Origin of the sequence: Microbacterium sp. NPDC064942, assembly GCF_049545525.1 — a bacterium.
Classification (GTDB): domain Bacteria; phylum Actinomycetota; class Actinomycetes; order Actinomycetales; family Microbacteriaceae; genus Microbacterium; species Microbacterium gawkjiense.
Window position 1 is genome coordinate 109,877 of sequence record NZ_JBMWDR010000005.1, and the last position, 17,186, is coordinate 127,062.

Below are 17,186 nucleotides of genomic sequence, written 5' to 3' on the forward strand. Positions count from 1 at the left end.
ACCACCACGACCGAGGGGTCGGAGCCATGTGCTCTGGCCCCTCGGCCGTTTCCGGGCGTCTGACGCCGGGGCATCCGGGCCGGTAACGTTCTCCTGTGGCACATGCGGATCAGGAGGCGGCTTCCGCCGACCGCGCGCCCGCGCCTTCGCCCGCCCCCGGCGAGCGCCCCCACCGGGCGTCGCGCCCGCGCGTGCCGCTGACGGAGCTGCGCGACCGCGTCGTCGCGAACAACCAGATCCTCCTCACCGCGATCGTCGCGGGCATCTTCCTGTCGGGTTTCCCCGGCGGCTGGCTGGCGCAGGCCTCCTCGTTCGCGGCCGGCGTCGTGCTCGTCGTCGTCGCTGCCCTCGCGAGCCTCGCGGTGCCGTGGTCCCGCATAAACCCGTCGTGGGTCGCGATCGTCCCCGTGGTGGACATCGTCGCGATCGGACTGATGCGCACCTCCGACGTCCCGGGGATCGCTCTGCTGTGGGCGTTCCCCACGATGTGGCTGTCGAGCCTCGGGCGGATCTGGCTGATCGTGGGCTGCGTCGGATCGATCAGCGCCTACTGGATCGCGCTCGCCCTCGCGCCGTCGTTCGAGTTCACCTGGGGCATCATCGTCCTCCCGGCCGTGGTCATCGCGATCGGTGTCTCCACCTACAACGGCACCCGCCGTTTCCAGGCGCAACGCGCCCTCCTCGACAAGCAGAACGTCCGTCTGGCGGCGGCGCTGCGCCACGCCAGCAGGCAGGAGCAGCTGCTCACCGAGGTCCTGGACACCGTCGACTTCGGCGTCCTCCGCATCGGTACCGACGGCGAGATCACGTTCGTCAACGACGCTCTCGGCAAGTTCCAGCAGCGCATCCCGAGTTTCGGTCGCATCGACGCCACGCAGACCATCTACGCCGCGGACGGCGAGACCCCGCTCGCACCGCACGAGCGGCCGCTCGCCCGCATCCTCCGAGGCGAGACGTTCAGCGACCTCGTGGTCTGGTACGCCGTCTCCGAGTCCCGACGGGCCGCGATCAGCCTGACCGCGCGGCGGATGAAGGATGCCGACGGTCGCCCCGCCGGCATCGTGCTCGTCGCGCGCGACGTGAGTGAGGAGCGCACCGCCCTCAAGGCGCGCGACAGTCTGGTCGCGTCGGTCTCCCACGAACTGCGGACGCCGCTGACCTCGATCATCGGGTACCTCGAGCTCGTCCTCGACCACGAGGACCTGCCTCCGGAGATCGCCCGACAGGTCGATGTCGCCTACCGCAACAGCGAGCGCCTCCTCGGGATCGTGTCGGGGATCCTCGCCGCCTCGACGGCGTCGCGGATGTCGGTCGAGGTCACCCTCTCGCCGCAGGAGACAGACCTCGCCGACGTCGTGGCGGCAGCGGCATCCGATCTCGGACCGGTGGCGCGCGACCGGGCGATCCGGATCGACACGAGCGACCTCCTCCCGACCCCCGCGTTCATCGACGCGGCACGCATCCGGCAGGTCGCCGACAACCTGCTCAGCAACGCGATCAAGTTCAACCGCGACGGCGGCACGATCACGGTGGGCTCCTCGACCGACGGCCGGCACTCCTGGTTCCTCGTGCGCGACACCGGGATCGGGCTGTCGGCCGAGGACCAGGAGCGGGTCTTCGAGCGGTTCTTCCGGGCGGAGAGCGGTGTGCCGGGAACCGGGCTCGGTCTCGCCATCAGCCGCGAGATCGTGCGCGCGCACGGCGGCGACATCACGGTGACATCGACCCCGGGTCTCGGGACGACGTTCATGGTCCGCCTGCCCGCGACGGCGGAGACGGCGAGCGACGGCGCGCTGCGCTCCGCGGCCGGGGACGGCGAGTGATGAGTCTCGACCTCTTCTCGGTGACCGTCATGACGGCGATCGTCGCGCTGACGGCCGCGGGGATCTTCGTCGTCGAGACCCTGCGACGCCGGGACACGGGCGCCGGGCGCCTCTGGGCGGTCGGTTATCTCTGCGGCACCGCCACGACGTTCGCCTACATCTCGTGGGCGTCCGGCATCGGCGGCTCCGTGGCGATCGCGATCGGCAACGCCTCCTTCGCGCTCACGCCGGCCTTCATCTGGCTGGGGAACCGCCGCTTCAACGATCGACCCATCGCGCGGCCCGCCGTCATCGTGGCGGTCCTGACCGTCGCGACGTTCGTTGCGACGGTGGTGCGGGTCCCCGTGGACGGCAGCTGGGGAGGGTGGACGGTGATGGTGGTCACCATCGTCGGCCTCTTCGCGGTCGGAGGCATCGAGGCGTTGCGACGGCCCATGGGGCGCGTCGGCAACGCGCGACTGTTCGCCGTCGTCCTCCTGGCGGCGGCGGTCTACTACGCTGCACGCCTCGTCGCCTTCGTGTGGGACGGACCCGAGGGCGACTTCTTCACGACCTGGTTCGGATCGGTGTCCGCGAACATCGCGACCGTCGTGCTCACGATGGTCGCCGTCGTCGTGACGTCGATCCTGCGATCGACCAAGAGCGCGACGCATCGCTTCGAATGGTTGAGCGAGAACGGGGTGGCCGCCGACGGGGTGATGCTGTCGGGAACCTACCGCGACGCCCTCCGTGACGTCGCCGAGCGGGCGAGCTGGCGACAGGACCTGCTGAGCGTCGTCGTCGTCGGGGTCGACGGGATGGAGGAGATGGCGGCGGCCTTCGGAACGGATGCCACGGACGAGCTCGCGGCCCAATGGCGGCGGTCCGTGCGTCGACACGCCCCGGCATCCGCCTTCGTGGGGGAGGACGGCGACGCGACGATGTCGGTCTGCGTCGTCTCCGGGACGGCCGCCGAGGCGCGTCGCCAGGCCGCGGCCATCTACCGGGGCTGCATCGACGACCTCGCCGGCAATCCCACGGGTCTGCTCCCGATCGTCGGCGTCGGGGTCGCGCTGACGGAGACGGTCGGATACGACCCCGAGGTCCTCCTCAACGCCGCGCGTGCCGCGGCGCAGCGCGCGTCGCGCAGCCTCGAGGCATCCGTTCTCTTCGGCGGGATCGAGGACGGCGGCGCCCCTCGAGCGTGACGGCGCCGTGGCATCCTCGGAGGGTGACACTCATCGCATTGACCGGCGGCATCGCGTCGGGGAAGTCCACGATCGCGCGTCGACTCGCCGAGCACGGGGCGGTGATCGTCGATGCGGACGCGATCGTCCGCGAGGTGCAGCAGCCGGGGTCCTCGGTGCTCGCGGAGATCGCCGCGGCGTTCGGCGACGACGTCCTGACGGGCACCGGCGAGCTCGACCGACCCCTTCTCGCCTCACGCGTCTTCGGTGACGAGGATGCCGTGGGCCGCCTCAACGCGATCGTCCACCCCGCCGTGCGGGTCGAATCCGCGGCCCGCTTCGCGGCCGCGCAGGCCGCGGATCCGAGCGCGGTCGTCGTCTACGACGTCCCCCTGCTGCTCGAGGCGCGCGCGGAGGACCCCTGGGAGCTCGTCGTGGTGGCCCACGCGCCCGTCGAGCTGCGGCGGGAGCGGCTCGTCTCCCTGCGGGGGATGAGCCCCGCCGATGCAGACGCGCGCATCGCGTCGCAGGTCGACGATGAGCGCCGCCTCGCGATCGCCGACGTGGTCATCGACACGTCGGGGTCGATGGCGCAGACGCTGTCGCAGGTCGACGCCCTCTGGGAGCGCCTCGCCGGCTGACACCCACGCCGACGGCGAACGCCGGAGCCGGTGTCGGAGGCCGCGCCTACGCTGGAATCATGCAGACCACGCGCTCCGTCCGCCCCTTCGAGGTCGTCAGCGAGTACCAGCCCAGCGGCGACCAGCCGCAGGCGATCGCCGACCTCGCCGCCCGCATCAACGCGGGTGAGACCGACGTCGTCCTGCTCGGCGCGACGGGCACGGGCAAGTCGGCGACGACGGCCTGGCTGATCGAGCAGGTGCAGCGTCCGACGCTCGTGCTCGCGCACAACAAGACGCTCGCGGCGCAGCTCGCCAACGAGTTCCGCGACCTCATGCCGAACAACGCGGTCGAGTACTTCGTCAGCTATTACGACTACTACCAGCCCGAGGCGTACGTCCCGCAGACGGACACCTTCATCGAGAAGGACTCCTCGATCAACGCCGAGGTGGAGCGGCTGCGCCACTCGACGACCAACTCGCTGCTGAGCCGGCGCGACGTCGTCGTGGTGTCCACGGTGTCGTGCATCTACGGCCTCGGCGCGCCCGAGGAGTACCTGCGCGCGATGGTCGCCCTGCAGGTGGGGGAGCGGTACGACCGCGACGCCCTCATCCGCAAGTTCATCGCGATGCAGTACAACCGCAACGACGTCGACTTCTCGCGCGGCAACTTCCGCGTCCGCGGCGACACGATCGAGATCATCCCGGTGTACGAGGAGTACGCCGTGCGGATCGAGCTCTTCGGCGACGAGATCGAAGCGCTGTACATGCTGCATCCGCTTACCGGCGATGTGGTGCAGAGGCTCGAGAGCGTGCCGATCTTCCCGGCATCCCACTACGTCGCGGGCACCGAGACGGTCCAGCGCGCCATCGGCACCATCGAGCACGAGCTCGAGGAGCGGCTCAAGGAGTTCGAGTCGCAGGGCAAGCTGCTCGAAGCCCAGCGTCTACGCATGCGCACGACGTTCGACCTCGAGATGCTGCAGCAGCTCGGCTTCTGCTCCGGCATCGAGAACTACTCGCGGCACCTCGACGGGCGCATGCCCGGTGAAGCGCCGCACACCCTGCTCGACTTCTTCCCCGACGATTTCCTGCTCGTCATCGACGAGTCCCACGTGACGGTCCCGCAGATCGGTGCGATGTACGAGGGGGATGCCTCCCGCAAGCGCACGCTCGTCGACCACGGGTTCCGGCTGCCGAGCGCGATGGACAACCGGCCGTTGCGCTTCGACGAGTTCAAGCAGCGGATCGGGCAGACCGTGTACCTGTCGGCGACCCCCGGACGGTACGAGATGGGCATCGCCGACGGCGTCGTCGAGCAGATCATCCGTCCGACCGGTCTCATCGACCCGGAGATCATCGTGAAGCCCTCGAAGGGTCAGATCGACGATCTGCTGGAGGAGATCCGGCTGCGCGTCGAGCGTGATGAGCGCGTCCTCGTCACGACGTTGACCAAGAAGATGGCGGAGGAGTTGACCGACTTCCTCGGTGAGCACGGCGTGCGCGTGCGCTACCTGCACTCCGACGTCGACACGCTGCGTCGCGTCGAGCTGCTGACCGAGCTGCGGCAGGGCGTGTACGACGTCCTCGTGGGCATCAACCTGCTGCGCGAGGGCCTCGACCTGCCCGAGGTGTCGCTCGTCGCGATCCTGGATGCCGACAAAGAGGGCTTCCTGCGGTCGGGGACATCCCTCATCCAGACAATCGGTCGCGCGGCGCGCAACGTGTCGGGCCAGGTGCACATGTACGCCGACAAGATCACGGACTCGATGGCGGCGGCCATCGAGGAGACCGAACGTCGGCGCGAGAAGCAGATCGCGTACAACCTCGAGAACGGGATCGATCCGCAGCCGCTGCGCAAGAAGATCGCGGACATCACCGATGCGCTCGCCCGTGAGGCCAGCGACACGCGCGACATGATGGACGGTCGTGGCAAGGGCAAGACGAAGTCCGGCAAGGGCAAGAGTCCGACCCCGCAGCTGCGGCGCGAGGGCATCGCCGCCGAAGGTGCGAACCAGCTCGAGGCGACGATCGAGGATCTCACGCGCCAGATGCTGGCGGCGGCCGACGAGCTCAAGTTCGAGCTCGCGGGGCGTCTGCGCGACGAGGTGCAGGACCTGAAGAAGGAGCTGCGCGCGATGGAACGCGCCGGGCACGCCTGAGCGTGCTCAGGGGCAGTGCATGAGGGGGCGTTCCCCCGAGCGGTCGAAGGTGTGCGCCGACATCGGCTGACCGCACAGGGGGCACGCGCGTTCGGTCCGGACCGGTTCGGGCTCGGTCTCGTAGGGGCCGACCGAGGCCGGGCCCGCGTAGCGGATGAGGCGACTGTTCCACCAGCGGTAGAACCCGCCCGCCGCACGGATCCGTTCCCGCAGCGGGGGCCGTTGTTCGCGTTCGTCGTCCATATTGATTAGTGTACTAACTATTAGTGGAAGGGGATCGGAATGGACGAGGACGCACTCAAGCTGGAGAGTCAGCTGTGCTTCGCCATCGTCACGGCCGCCCGGAACGTCGTCTCGATCTACCGGCCGGTCCTCGAGCCCCTCGGTCTGACGCACCCGCAGTACCTCGTGATGCTCGCCCTGTGGGAGCGTGCGCCGCAGTCACTCTCCGAGCTGGCGACCGCCCTCGCGGTCGAGCCCGCCAGCCTGTCGCCGACCATCAAGCGTCTCGAGGCGCAGGGCCGCGTTGTCCGGCGCCGGCGCGCGGCGGACGAACGCGTCCTCGACATCGCGTTGACCGACGAGGGAGCGGCCCTGCGCGAGCAGGCGCTGGACGTGCCGAGGCAGATCATGGCGCGCGTCGGACTCGGCGTCGCCGACGTCGAGCGGTTGAGGGACGGCCTGCAACCCTTCGCCGGACGCCGACCGACCACCGAGGACTGATCGCCGGGAGCGAAGCACGGAGCCCGTGTCGGTGGCCCAACCTAGGATTGACCGGTGCCCATCGTCCCCGTTCCCCACGCCTCCAAACTCAGTGTCCGCGGCGCACGCGTCCACAACCTGAAGAACGTCGACCTCGAGATCCCGCGGGACTCGCTCGTCGTGTTCACCGGCCTGTCCGGGTCGGGGAAGTCGAGCCTCGCGTTCGACACGATCTTCGCCGAGGGTCAGCGCCGGTACATCGAGTCGCTCAGCTCGTACGCACGCCAGTTCCTCGGACAGGTCGACCGTCCCGACGTCGACTTCATCGAGGGTCTCAGCCCTGCGGTGTCGATCGATCAGAAGTCGACGAACCGCAACCCGCGCTCGACGGTGGGCACCATCACCGAGATCAACGACTACATGCGTCTGCTGTGGGCGCGCGTCGGCATCCCGCACTGCCCCGAGTGCGGTGAGCGCATCCAGCGGCAGACGGTGCAGCAGATCGCCGACCAGCTCATGGAGCTCCCCGAGCGCACGCGGTACCAGATCGTCGCCCCCGTCGTGTCGCAGAAGAAGGGCGAGTTCGTCGACCTCTTCAAGGAGCTGTCGGCGAAGGGTTACGCCCGTGCGATCGTCGACGGTGAGACGGTGCAGCTCGCCGAGGCGCCGACGCTCAAGAAGAGCTACAAGCACGACATCGCCGTGGTCGTCGACCGTCTGGTGGCGAGCCCCGACATCCTCAGCCGCGTCACCGACTCGGTCGAGACGGCCCTGGGTCTCGCAGGCGGCATCCTGCAGGTCAACTTCGTCGACGAAGAGGGCGACGACGCCTGGCAGAGCTACAGCGAGAAGCTGGCCTGTCCCAATGGGCACGCGCTGACCCTGACCGAGATCGAGCCGCGGACGTTCTCCTTCAACGCGCCGTTCGGCGCCTGCCCGGCCTGCTCGGGTCTGGGCACCCGCATGTCGGTCGACACCGAACTGCTGCTGGGCGACGAGGAGCTCTCCATCGCCGAAGGTGTCATCGTCCCCTGGACGACGCAGGGCAAGGGACTGTTCCAGTACTACGAGCGGCTGCTCGTGGGACTCGCGGACGACCTCGGGTTCTCGCTCGACACGCCCTGGAAGGACCTTCCGGCCGACGTGCAGGACGCCGTGCTGAGCGGCGAGAACTACAAGGTCACCGTCAAGTGGAAGAACCGCTACGGCCGCGAGATGCGGTACGCGTCGGGCTTCGAGGGCGTCATCCCGTACATCGAGCGCCAGTTCACGCAGGCCGAGACCGACACGCAGCGTCAGCGCTGGGCCGAGTTCCTCCGCGAGGTGCCCTGCCCGGTCTGCAACGGCGACCGTCTGAAGCCCGAGGTGCTGTCGGTCCTCGTCCACGGGCACTCGATCGCGGATGCCTCGCGGCTCAGCCTCGGCGAGGCGCAGCAGTTCTTCGCGCAGCTCTCGCTGACCGACCGCGAGGCGACCATCGCGGCCGCGGTCTTGCGCGAGATCCGGGCCCGACTCGACTTCCTCATCCAGGTCGGCCTCAACTACCTCAGTCTCAGCCGTGCGGCGGGCTCGCTCTCGGGCGGCGAGGCGCAGCGCATCCGTCTCGCGACGCAGATCGGCTCGGGGCTCACGGGTGTGCTGTACGTCCTCGACGAGCCCTCCATCGGACTCCACCAGCGCGACAACCGCCGACTCATCGAGACGCTCGTGCGTCTGAAGAGCCTCGGCAACACGCTGGTCGTCGTCGAGCACGACGAGGAGACCATCCACGCCGCCGACTGGATCGTCGACATCGGACCGCGCGCCGGCGTCGAGGGAGGCAACGTCGTCCACTCGGGACCGGTCGAGCAGCTCCTGACGGACCAGGAGTCCATCACCGGCGCCTACCTCAGCGGACGACGCGCCATCCGGATGCCGAAGAAGCGTCGGAAGATCGACAAGGGGCGCCAGCTGCGCGTCGTCGGGGCGCGGGAGAACAACCTCCAGAACGTCACCGTCGACTTCCCGCTCGGCGTGCTCACCGCCGTCACCGGCGTGAGCGGTTCCGGCAAGTCGTCGCTCGTGAACGGCATCCTCTACGAAGTCCTCGCGACCAAGCTCAACGGTGCGCGTCGCGTCGCCGGCAAGCACACCCGGGTCACCGGACTCGAGCACCTCGACAAGGTCGTCCACGTCGACCAGGCCCCCATCGGTCGCACGCCCCGGTCGAACCCGGCCACCTACACGGGCGTCTTCGACCGCATCCGCTCGCTGTTCGCCGAGACGACCGAGGCGAAGGCGCGCGGCTACCAACCGGGTCGTTTCAGCTTCAACGTCAAGGGCGGCCGGTGCGAGGCGTGCTCGGGTGACGGCACGATCAAGATCGAGATGAACTTCCTGCCCGACGTGTACGTCGACTGCGAGGTCTGCCACGGCCAGCGCTACAACCGCGACACCCTCGCGGTGCACTACAAGGGCAAGAACATCGCCGAGGTCCTCGACATGCCGATCTCGGAGGCAGCCGACTTCTTCGAGCCGATCCAGGCGATCCACCGGTACCTGAAGACCCTCGTCGACGTGGGGCTCGGCTACGTCCGGCTGGGGCAGTCGGCCACGACGCTCTCCGGCGGTGAGGCGCAGCGCGTGAAGCTCGCCACCGAACTCCAGCGTCGCTCCAACGGGCGCACCATCTACGTGCTCGACGAGCCGACGACGGGTCTGCACTTCGAAGACGTGCAGCGCCTGCTCGAGGTCCTGAACAGCCTCGTCGACAAGGGCAACTCGGTGCTCGTCATCGAGCACAACCTCGACGTGATCAAGTCCGCCGACTGGGTCATCGACCTCGGCCCCGAGGGGGGCTCGGGCGGCGGCACGATCGTGGCGACGGGGACCCCGGAGCAGGTCGCGACCGTACCCGAGAGCCACACCGGGCAGTTCCTCGCCGAGATCCTGGAAGTGGCTCCCGCGCGCAAGGCGGGCTGACGTGGCATCCGCTCTGCCGTACAAGCCGAAGCCGGGGGAGATCCCCACCGACCCCGGCGTCTACCGGTTCCTGGATGCCGACGGTCGGATCCTCTACGTCGGCAAGGCCAAGAACCTCCGCGCCCGGTTGTCCAACTACTTCGCGCCGCTCCACACGCTCCACGAGCGCACACGGCGCATGGTGACGACGGCCGCGAAGGTCGAGTGGACCGTCGTGAAGACCGACATCGACTCGCTCCAGCTCGAGTACACCTGGATCCAGGAGTACTCGCCGCCCTTCAACGTCCGGTACAAGGACGACAAGTCCTATCCGTACATGGCGGTGACCCTCGCCGACGAGGCGCCGCGGGTCATCGTGACCCGCAACCGCCGCATCCGCGGGGCCAAGTACTTCGGCCCGTACCCGAAGGTCTGGGCGGTCCACGACACGATCGATCAGCTCATCAAGGTGTTCCCGATCCGCACCTGCAGCGACTCGTCGTACAAGAAGGCGATGGCCTCGGGGCGGCCGTGCTTCCCCGGGCAGATCGGCCGGTGCGGCGGTCCCTGCTCGATGAAGGTCACGATCGAGGAGCACCGCGCCATCGTCGACGACTTCGTCTCGTTCATGTCCGGGAGCGACAAGCGGTTCACGAAGCGGCTCGAAGCGCGGATGCGCGAAGCGGCGGCCGCGATGGACTACGAGGCCGCGGCGTCGTACCGCGACAAGCTGCAGGCCCTCGACGCCGTCCTCAACCGCAGTGCGCTCGTGCTGAGCGAGGACACCGACGCCGACCTGTTCGGCGTGGCCGAGGACGAGCTGTCCGCGGCCGTCCAGCACTTCGTCGTCCGCGGCGGACGTGTGCGCGGCGTCCGCGCGACGACGATCGACAAGGAGCTCGACATCTCCGGGCCCGACCTCGTGGATCAGATCCTGCAGCGCGCCTACGGGGCCGCCTCTGCCGAGGACATCCCGCGCCAGGTCCTCGTGCCGACCCTTCCCGACGACTCGGCCGAGCTCGAGCAGTGGCTGCAGTCGCGGCGCGGCAAGAAGGTGACGGTGCAGATCGCGCAGCGCGGTCAGAAGGCCGACCTCATGCGGACGGCGACGCTCAACGCCCAGCAGGCGCTCATGCTGCACAAGACGCGGCGGACGAGCGACTATACGGCTCGCACCAAGGCGCTGACGGATCTGCAGGAGGCGCTCGGGATGACCGAGGCCCCGCTGCGCATCGAGTGCTTCGACATCTCGCACCTCGGCGGCACGGGGGTCGTCGGGTCGATGGTGGTGTTCGAGGACGGTCTGCCGCGCAAGGACCAGTATCGGTCGTTCTCCGTCGCCGAGACCACCGACGACACCGACTCGATGTATCAGGTGCTCACCCGACGGCTCGCGCACATCGACCGCGACGAAGCCGAGCAGGAGAAGATCGACCCGATGGCGGACGGTGAGGTGGATGCCACGCGCAAGCGCCCGCGCTTCGCCTACCGGCCTCAGCTGCTGCTCGTCGACGGCGGCCAGCCGCAGGTGCAGGCCGCGGCGCGTGCCCTGCGCGACGCCGGCCACGAGGAGATCGCCCTGTGCGGCATCGCGAAGCGTCTCGAGGAGGTGTGGCTCCCCGACGACGACTTCCCGGTGATCCTGCCGCGCTCCTCCGAGGCGCTCTACCTGCTGCAGCGGCTCCGTGACGAGGCGCATCGCTTCGCGATCACCCACCAGCGCAAGAAGCGCGGTCGGGACATCACGACGGTGCTGGCGGAGGTGCCCGGTCTCGGCGCGACGCGGATCAAGGCGCTCCTGCGTCACTTCGGATCGGTGAGCCGCCTGAAGCAGGCGACACCCGAGGAGATCCAGGAGCTGCCCGGGATCGGCCCGCGGCTCGCGGCCACGATCCACGCGCACCTGGCGGCCGGGTCGGATGCCGTGCCCTCGGGTGGTTAGGCTGAGATGACACGCGTGGAAGGCGGGGTACGGATGGACGGCCAGACGGCGGGCGAGGTCCTGATCGTCACGGGCATGTCCGGAGCCGGGCGCACGACCGCGGCGAACGCCCTCGAGGACCTCGACTGGTACGTCGTCGACAACCTGCCGCCCCAGATGCTGTCGCATCTGCTGGATCTCACGGCACTCGCAGCCGATGCGCTTCCGCGTGTCGCCGCGGTGGTCGACGTCCGCGGGCGCCAGCTCTTCGGCGAGCTGCCGTCCGTGACCCATTCGCTCCGCGACGGCCGTCAGTTGCGGGTGCTGTTCCTCGACGCCTCCGACGAGGTGCTCGTCCGCCGGTTCGAAGCCGTCCGTCGGCCCCACCCGCTGCAGGGGGAGGGGACGATCCTCGACGGCATCCGCCGTGAGCGCGAGCGCGTCGCTGCCATCCGTGAGGCCGCCGATGTCATCGTCGACACCAGCGCCCTCAACATCCATCAGCTGGCGAACCGCATCGTCGACCTGTTCAGCGCGGACGGCGACGCACGGCACACCGTCACCGTCATGAGCTTCGGCTTCAAGTACGGGTTGCCGCCGGACGTCGACCTCGTCGCGGACATGCGCTTCCTCCCCAACCCGTACTGGGAGCCCTCGCTGCGCGCCCTCACGGGGGAGGACGAGGCGGTCCGCGAGTTCGTGCTCGGTCAGGAGGGCGCACGCGAGTTCATCGACGCGTATGCGGCGGCCCTCCACCCCGTGCTCCAGGGGTATCAGCGCGAGAACAAACGTCACTCCGTGATCGCCATCGGATGCACCGGGGGCAAGCACCGCTCCGTCGTGACGTCGTTCGAGCTCGCCGAGCGTCTGGGCGCCGAACCGGGCGTGGCCGTACGGGTCACGCACCGGGACCTGGGTCGCGAATGACCCGTGCGCGAGTAAGCTGATCCTTTGTCCCCCTCGCCCCCACCGAAGGATCGCCGTGCCGCTGACTGCTGACGTGAAGACGGAACTCACCTCGGTGCGTGATCCGCGGCCGACGGCCCGCGTCGCAGAACTCACCACGATCCTGCGCTTCTCGGGCGGACTCCACTCGATCGCCGGCCGGGTGGCCGTCGAGGCGGAGGTCGAGACCGACATCCTGGCCCGACGCGTGGCCCGCGACCTCGTCGAGATCTACGGCGTCCGGCCCGAACTCGCGCACGTGCAGTCCTCCGGCGGACGGACGGCGAACCTCGTCGCGGTGCGCGTCATCGAGGGCGGCGAGACCCTGGCCCGCCAGACGGGTCTGCTCGACAACCGTCGGCGACCGGTCCGCGGACTCCCGAACAAGCTGACCACCGGCGCACGCCCCGACCTCGCGGCCGTGTGGCGCGGCGCCTTCCTCGCGACCGGCACCCTGTCCGATCCGGGCCGTTCGGCGGCGCTCGAGGTCGCCTGCCCCTCGGGCGAGGCGGCCATGGCGCTCGTCGGTGCGGCGCACCGTCTCGGGATCGCCGCCAAGGCGCGCGAGGTCCGCGGCGTGCCGCGCGTCGTCATCCGCGACGGCGAGGCGATCCGCGCGACCCTCCTCATGATGGGTGCGCAGAAGACCGCCGCCGCGTGGGAGGAGATGCGGCAGCGCCGTGAGGTCCGCGCCGGCGTGAACCGCCTGGTCAACTTCGACGACGCCAACCTCCGTCGTTCCGCGCAGGCGGCGGTCGCCGCCTGCGCCCGTGTCGAGCGTGCGCTCGAGATCCTCGGCGACACCGTCCCGCCGCACCTGAGGCAGGCCGGCGACCTCCGCCTCGCGCACCGCGACGCGAGCCTCGACGAGCTCGGCCACCACGCCGATCCGCCTCTGACGAAGGATGCCGTGGCGGGCCGCATCCGCCGTCTCCTGGCGATGGCCGACAAGAAGGCCGCGCAGGACGGCATCCCCGACACCGAGTCCGCCGTCCCCGCCGGTCTCGAGGACTGACGGGATACATCCCCTCTTCGCGGGAAGCAACCGGGTGTCCGGCGGGTTGGCCCTCAATAGGATGAATCCGACCGGCCGCGCCGTGCGCGCGGCACCGACAGAAGGAAGAGGACATGGCGAAGTACACGCTGCCTGAGCTCCCGTACGACTACTCCGCGCTCGAGCCGAGCATCAGCGGCAAGATCATGGAGCTTCACCACTCGAAGCACCACCAGGCGTACGTCACCGGAGCGAACACCGCCCTCGAGCAGCTCGCGGAGGCGCGGGAGACCGGCAACCTCGCGAACGTCAACAAGCTCGAGAAGGACCTCGCGTTCAACCTCGGCGGACACGTCAACCACTCCATCTTCTGGACCAACCTGGCCCCCGCCTCGCAGGGCGGCGGCGGCGAGCCCGAGGGCGAGCTGCGCGCGGCGATCGACGAGTTCTTCGGCGGCTTCGACAAGTTCCAGGCGCACTTCACGGCCGCTGCCACCGGCATCCAGGGCTCCGGGTGGGCCGTCCTCAGCTGGGACCCGATCGGCCAGCAGTTGATCATCCAGCAGCTGTTCGACCAGCAGTCGAACACGGCGCAGGGGACCATCCCGATCTTCCAGCTCGACATGTGGGAGCACGCCTTCTACCTCGACTACCTCAACGTCAAGGCCGACTACGTCAAGGCGGCCTGGAACATCGCCAACTGGCAGAACGTCGCGCAGCGTCTCGACGCCGCCCGTGACAAGACGGCGGGCCTGCTCTAGTAGTAGGGTCGTTCACAGGTGAGGATGCCGGGCTCCTCCCGGCAACGGGGGCGAAGCCCCGGCATCCTCTCTCTTTTCCAGCACATCGCGAGTCGACCCCGTTCGAGGGGCGTACGCGACGAGAAACGGGAGACAACGTGTCTGTCAAGATCGGCATCAACGGCTTCGGCCGAATCGGACGCAACTTCCTCCGCGCGGCTCTCGCGCAGGGAGCTGACCTGGAGATCGTGGCGGTGAACGACCTCACCGACAACAAGAGCCTCGCTCACCTCCTGAAGTACGACTCCGTCGGCGGTCGCCTCGACGCCGAGGTCTCGTACACCGAGGACTCGATCACGGTCAACGGCAAGACCATCAAGGTCTTCGAAGAGCGCGACCCCGCCAACCTCCCCTGGGGCGAACTGGGCGTCGACATCGTCATCGAGTCGACCGGCCGCTTCACCAAGGCTGCGGACGCCAAGAAGCACATCGACGGCGGTGCGAAGAAGGTCATCATCTCGGCGCCGGGCACCGACGTCGACGGCACCTTCGTCATGGGTGTCAACGACGGCACCTACGACTCCGAGACGATGCACGTCATCTCGAACGCGTCCTGCACCACGAACTGCCTCGCCCCGATCGCCAAGGTCTTCAACGACAACTTCGGCATCGAGCGCGGCTTCATGATGACGGCCCACGCCTACACCGCCGACCAGAACCTGCAGGACGGCCCCCACGGCGACCTGCACCGTGCGCGCGCTGCGGCGATCAACATCGTCCCCGCCGCCACCGGCGCCGCCAAGGCCATCGGTCTCGTGCTGCCCGAGCTCAACGGCAAGCTGAGCGGCTCGTCGTACCGCGTTCCGGTCCCCACCGGCTCGATCGTCGACCTGACGGTCGTCACCCCGACCGAGGGCCTGACCGCCGAGGTCATCAACGCCGCCTTCGAGAAGGCCGCTGCCGAGGGCGAGCTCGTCGGGTACCTGAAGTACAACACCGATGCGATCGTTTCGAGCGACATCCAGCTCGACCCGCACTCCTCGGTCTTCGACGCCGGCCAGACCAACGTGTCGGGCAACCTCGTGAAGATCTCGTCCTGGTACGACAACGAGTGGGGCTACTCGAACCGCCTCGTCGACCTCACCGAGCTCGTCGCCAGCAAGCTCTGACGATGGCTCTGCGCACCCTCGATTCGCTGGGTTCGCTCGCAGGCAAGCGCGTCATCGTCCGTGTCGACTTCAACGTCCCCCTGAAGGACGGCGTCATCACGGACGATGGCCGCGTGCGTGCGGCTCTGCCGACGCTGTCGGCGCTGGTCGAGCAGGGAGCTCGCGTCATCGCGGTCTCCCACCTCGGCCGGCCCGACGGCGCCCCGGACGCGAAGTACAGCCTCGCCCCCGTCGCCACGCGGCTGTCGGAGCTCCTCGGCGCGGACGTCGCCTTCGCGACCGACACGGTCGGCGACTCCGCTCGCGACACCGTGGCGGGCCTCGCGGACGGGCAGGTCGCCGTCCTCGAGAACCTCCGCTTCAACGCGGGGGAGACCGCGAAGGACGACGCGACCCGTCGCGCGTTCGCCGAGCAGCTCGCGTCGTTCGGCGACGCCCTCGTCTCCGACGGGTTCGGTGTCGTGCACCGCAAGCAGGCGTCGGTCTACGACCTCGCCGAGCTGCTGCCCTCCGCTGCCGGCCTCCTCATCGAGAAGGAGGTCGACGTCCTCGACCGCCTGACCGAGCGTCCGGAGCGTCCGTACGCGGTCGTCCTGGGCGGCTCGAAGGTCAGCGACAAGCTGGGCGTGATCGAGCACCTCCTGCCCCGCGTAGACAAGATCCTCGTGGGTGGCGGGATGCTGTTCACCTTCCTCGCGGCACAGGGGCACAAGGTCGGCAAGAGTCTCCTCGAGGTCGATCAGCTCGAGACGGTCCGCGGATACATGGAGACGGCGCGCGAGCGCGGGGTGGAGCTCGTGCTCCCCGTCGACGCCGTGATGGCCGCCGGTTTCGCCGCCGACGCCGATCACGTCGTGGCATCCGCCGATGCGCTGGAGGACACCCCCTTCGGTGCAGACGGCATGGGCCTCGACATCGGACCGAAGACGGCGGAGCTGTTCGCCGACGCGATCCGCGGCGCGAAGACCGTGTTCTGGAACGGCCCGATGGGCGTGTTCGAGATGGCGGCGTTCGCCGAAGGGACCAAGACGGTCGCCCAGGCGCTGACCGAGGTCGACGGCCTGTCGGTCGTCGGCGGCGGCGACTCCGCGGCCGCCGTCCGTCAGCTCGGATTCGACGACGACCAGTTCGGCCACATCTCCACCGGTGGTGGGGCCAGCCTCGAATTCCTCGAGGGCAAGAAGCTGCCCGGATTGGAGATCCTCGGATGGGAAGCGTGACCCGCAAGCCCCTCATCGCCGGCAACTGGAAGATGAACCTCGACCACCTGCAGGCGGTCGCGTTCGTCCAGAAGCTGCACTGGACGCTGAAGGATGCCGCGCACGAGACCGACTCGGTCGAGGTCGCGGTGTTCCCGCCGTTCACCGACATCCGCACGGTGCAGACGCTCATCGACGCCGACAAGATCCCCTTCGCCCTCGGTGCGCAGGACGTGTCGACGAAGGACTCGGGCGCCTACACGGGTGAGGTCTCCGGAGCGTTCCTGAAGAAGCTCGACGTCGACTACGTGATCATCGGTCACTCCGAGCGACGCGAGTACCACGGCGAGACCGACGAGGTCGTCGCCGCGAAGGTGCAGGCCGCGCTGCGTCACGGGCTCGTGCCGGTGATCTGCGTGGGCGAGACGCTCGAGCAGCGCGAGGAGTCCGGCCCGACCGCCGTGTCGGTCGCTCAGCTCCGCGCCGCGCTCGAGGGTGTGCCCTCGGACGCGGACGTCGTGGTCGCCTACGAGCCGGTCTGGGCGATCGGGACCGGACAGGTCGCCTCGCCCGAGCAGGCGCAGGAAGTGTGCGCCGCGCTGCGTACGGTGCTCTCCGAGAGCCTCGGGGATGCCGCGGCCGAGCGCACCCGCATCCTCTATGGCGGATCGGTGAAGTCCGGCAACATCGCGAGCTTCATGCGCGAACCCGATGTCGACGGCGCCCTCGTCGGAGGAGCGAGCCTCCTCGCCGACGAGTTCGCCGCCATCATCCGCTACCAGAAGCACGTCGGCGTGTGATCCTG

General features: G+C 69.1%; 14 protein-coding genes. 13 read left to right on the forward strand and 1 reads right to left on the reverse strand.

The window, feature by feature from the left end:
• Nucleotides 1–95 precede the first annotated feature (95 nt).
• Genes ACPEH2_RS10165 through uvrB form a run of 4 tightly spaced genes read left to right on the forward strand, consistent with a single transcriptional unit; the run spans nucleotide 96 to nucleotide 5,771 of the window.
• The gene (locus ACPEH2_RS10165) at nucleotides 96–1,823 is read left to right on the forward strand and encodes a sensor histidine kinase (protein WP_359919262.1); all 1,728 of its coding nucleotides are present in this window, start codon (nucleotides 96–98) and stop codon (nucleotides 1,821–1,823) included.
• Nucleotides 1,823–3,010: a diguanylate cyclase gene (locus ACPEH2_RS10170; protein WP_359919264.1), complete on the forward strand. Its 1,188-nt coding sequence runs from the start codon at nucleotides 1,823–1,825 to the stop codon at nucleotides 3,008–3,010. The genes ACPEH2_RS10165 and ACPEH2_RS10170 overlap by 1 nt, the downstream gene beginning before the upstream one ends.
• A gap of 23 nt (nucleotides 3,011–3,033) precedes the next feature.
• Nucleotides 3,034–3,630 (forward strand): dephospho-CoA kinase, encoded by a 597-nt coding sequence (coaE, locus tag ACPEH2_RS10175; RefSeq protein ID WP_359919266.1) that lies wholly within the window; start codon nucleotides 3,034–3,036, stop codon nucleotides 3,628–3,630.
• Nucleotides 3,631–3,689: 59 nt separating this feature from the next.
• Nucleotides 3,690–5,771 (forward strand): excinuclease ABC subunit UvrB, encoded by a 2,082-nt coding sequence (gene uvrB, locus ACPEH2_RS10180; protein ID WP_253034476.1) that lies wholly within the window; start codon nucleotides 3,690–3,692, stop codon nucleotides 5,769–5,771.
• Between the two features lie 6 nt (nucleotides 5,772–5,777).
• Here the strand turns inward: uvrB and ACPEH2_RS10185 are convergent, their stop codons facing one another.
• Complete coding sequence (locus ACPEH2_RS10185) at nucleotides 5,778–6,014, reverse strand: hypothetical protein (RefSeq protein WP_217531314.1); 237 nt, start codon at nucleotides 6,012–6,014, stop codon at nucleotides 5,778–5,780.
• 39 nt (nucleotides 6,015–6,053) lie between these two features.
• Between ACPEH2_RS10185 and ACPEH2_RS10190 the strand changes: the two genes are divergently transcribed.
• From ACPEH2_RS10190 to tpiA, 9 genes are all read left to right on the forward strand, one after another.
• Nucleotides 6,054–6,494: a MarR family winged helix-turn-helix transcriptional regulator gene (locus ACPEH2_RS10190; RefSeq protein WP_217531315.1), complete on the forward strand. Its 441-nt coding sequence runs from the start codon at nucleotides 6,054–6,056 to the stop codon at nucleotides 6,492–6,494.
• A 54-nt stretch (nucleotides 6,495–6,548) separates the two neighbouring features.
• Complete coding sequence (gene uvrA, locus ACPEH2_RS10195) at nucleotides 6,549–9,434, forward strand: excinuclease ABC subunit UvrA (RefSeq protein WP_217531316.1); 2,886 nt, start codon at nucleotides 6,549–6,551, stop codon at nucleotides 9,432–9,434.
• 1 nt (nucleotide 9,435) lies between these two features.
• On the forward strand, nucleotides 9,436–11,355 hold the full coding sequence (gene uvrC, locus ACPEH2_RS10200; protein WP_366212931.1) for an excinuclease ABC subunit UvrC: 1,920 nt from the start codon (nucleotides 9,436–9,438) through the stop codon (nucleotides 11,353–11,355).
• A gap of 33 nt (nucleotides 11,356–11,388) precedes the next feature.
• Nucleotides 11,389–12,261 carry an RNase adapter RapZ gene (gene rapZ / locus ACPEH2_RS10205; RefSeq protein WP_217531341.1) on the forward strand — a complete coding sequence of 291 codons (873 nt, stop codon included), beginning with the start codon at nucleotides 11,389–11,391 and terminating at the stop codon, nucleotides 12,259–12,261.
• Between the two features lie 55 nt (nucleotides 12,262–12,316).
• Nucleotides 12,317–13,294: a DNA-binding protein WhiA gene (gene whiA / locus ACPEH2_RS10210; RefSeq protein ID WP_366212932.1), complete on the forward strand. Its 978-nt coding sequence runs from the start codon at nucleotides 12,317–12,319 to the stop codon at nucleotides 13,292–13,294.
• Between the two features lie 113 nt (nucleotides 13,295–13,407).
• The gene (locus ACPEH2_RS10215) at nucleotides 13,408–14,034 is read left to right on the forward strand and encodes a superoxide dismutase (protein WP_064002297.1); all 627 of its coding nucleotides are present in this window, start codon (nucleotides 13,408–13,410) and stop codon (nucleotides 14,032–14,034) included.
• Between the two features lie 137 nt (nucleotides 14,035–14,171).
• Nucleotides 14,172–15,182: a type I glyceraldehyde-3-phosphate dehydrogenase gene (gene gap, locus ACPEH2_RS10220; RefSeq protein ID WP_064002296.1), complete on the forward strand. Its 1,011-nt coding sequence runs from the start codon at nucleotides 14,172–14,174 to the stop codon at nucleotides 15,180–15,182.
• Between the two features lie 2 nt (nucleotides 15,183–15,184).
• A complete protein-coding gene (locus ACPEH2_RS10225; RefSeq protein ID WP_253034473.1) occupies nucleotides 15,185–16,402 on the forward strand; it encodes a phosphoglycerate kinase in 1,218 nt (405 codons plus the stop codon).
• The gene (gene tpiA / locus ACPEH2_RS10230; protein ID WP_217531320.1) at nucleotides 16,390–17,181 is read left to right on the forward strand and encodes a triose-phosphate isomerase; all 792 of its coding nucleotides are present in this window, start codon (nucleotides 16,390–16,392) and stop codon (nucleotides 17,179–17,181) included. The genes ACPEH2_RS10225 and tpiA overlap by 13 nt, the downstream gene beginning before the upstream one ends.
• Nucleotides 17,182–17,186: the final 5 nt, after the last annotated feature.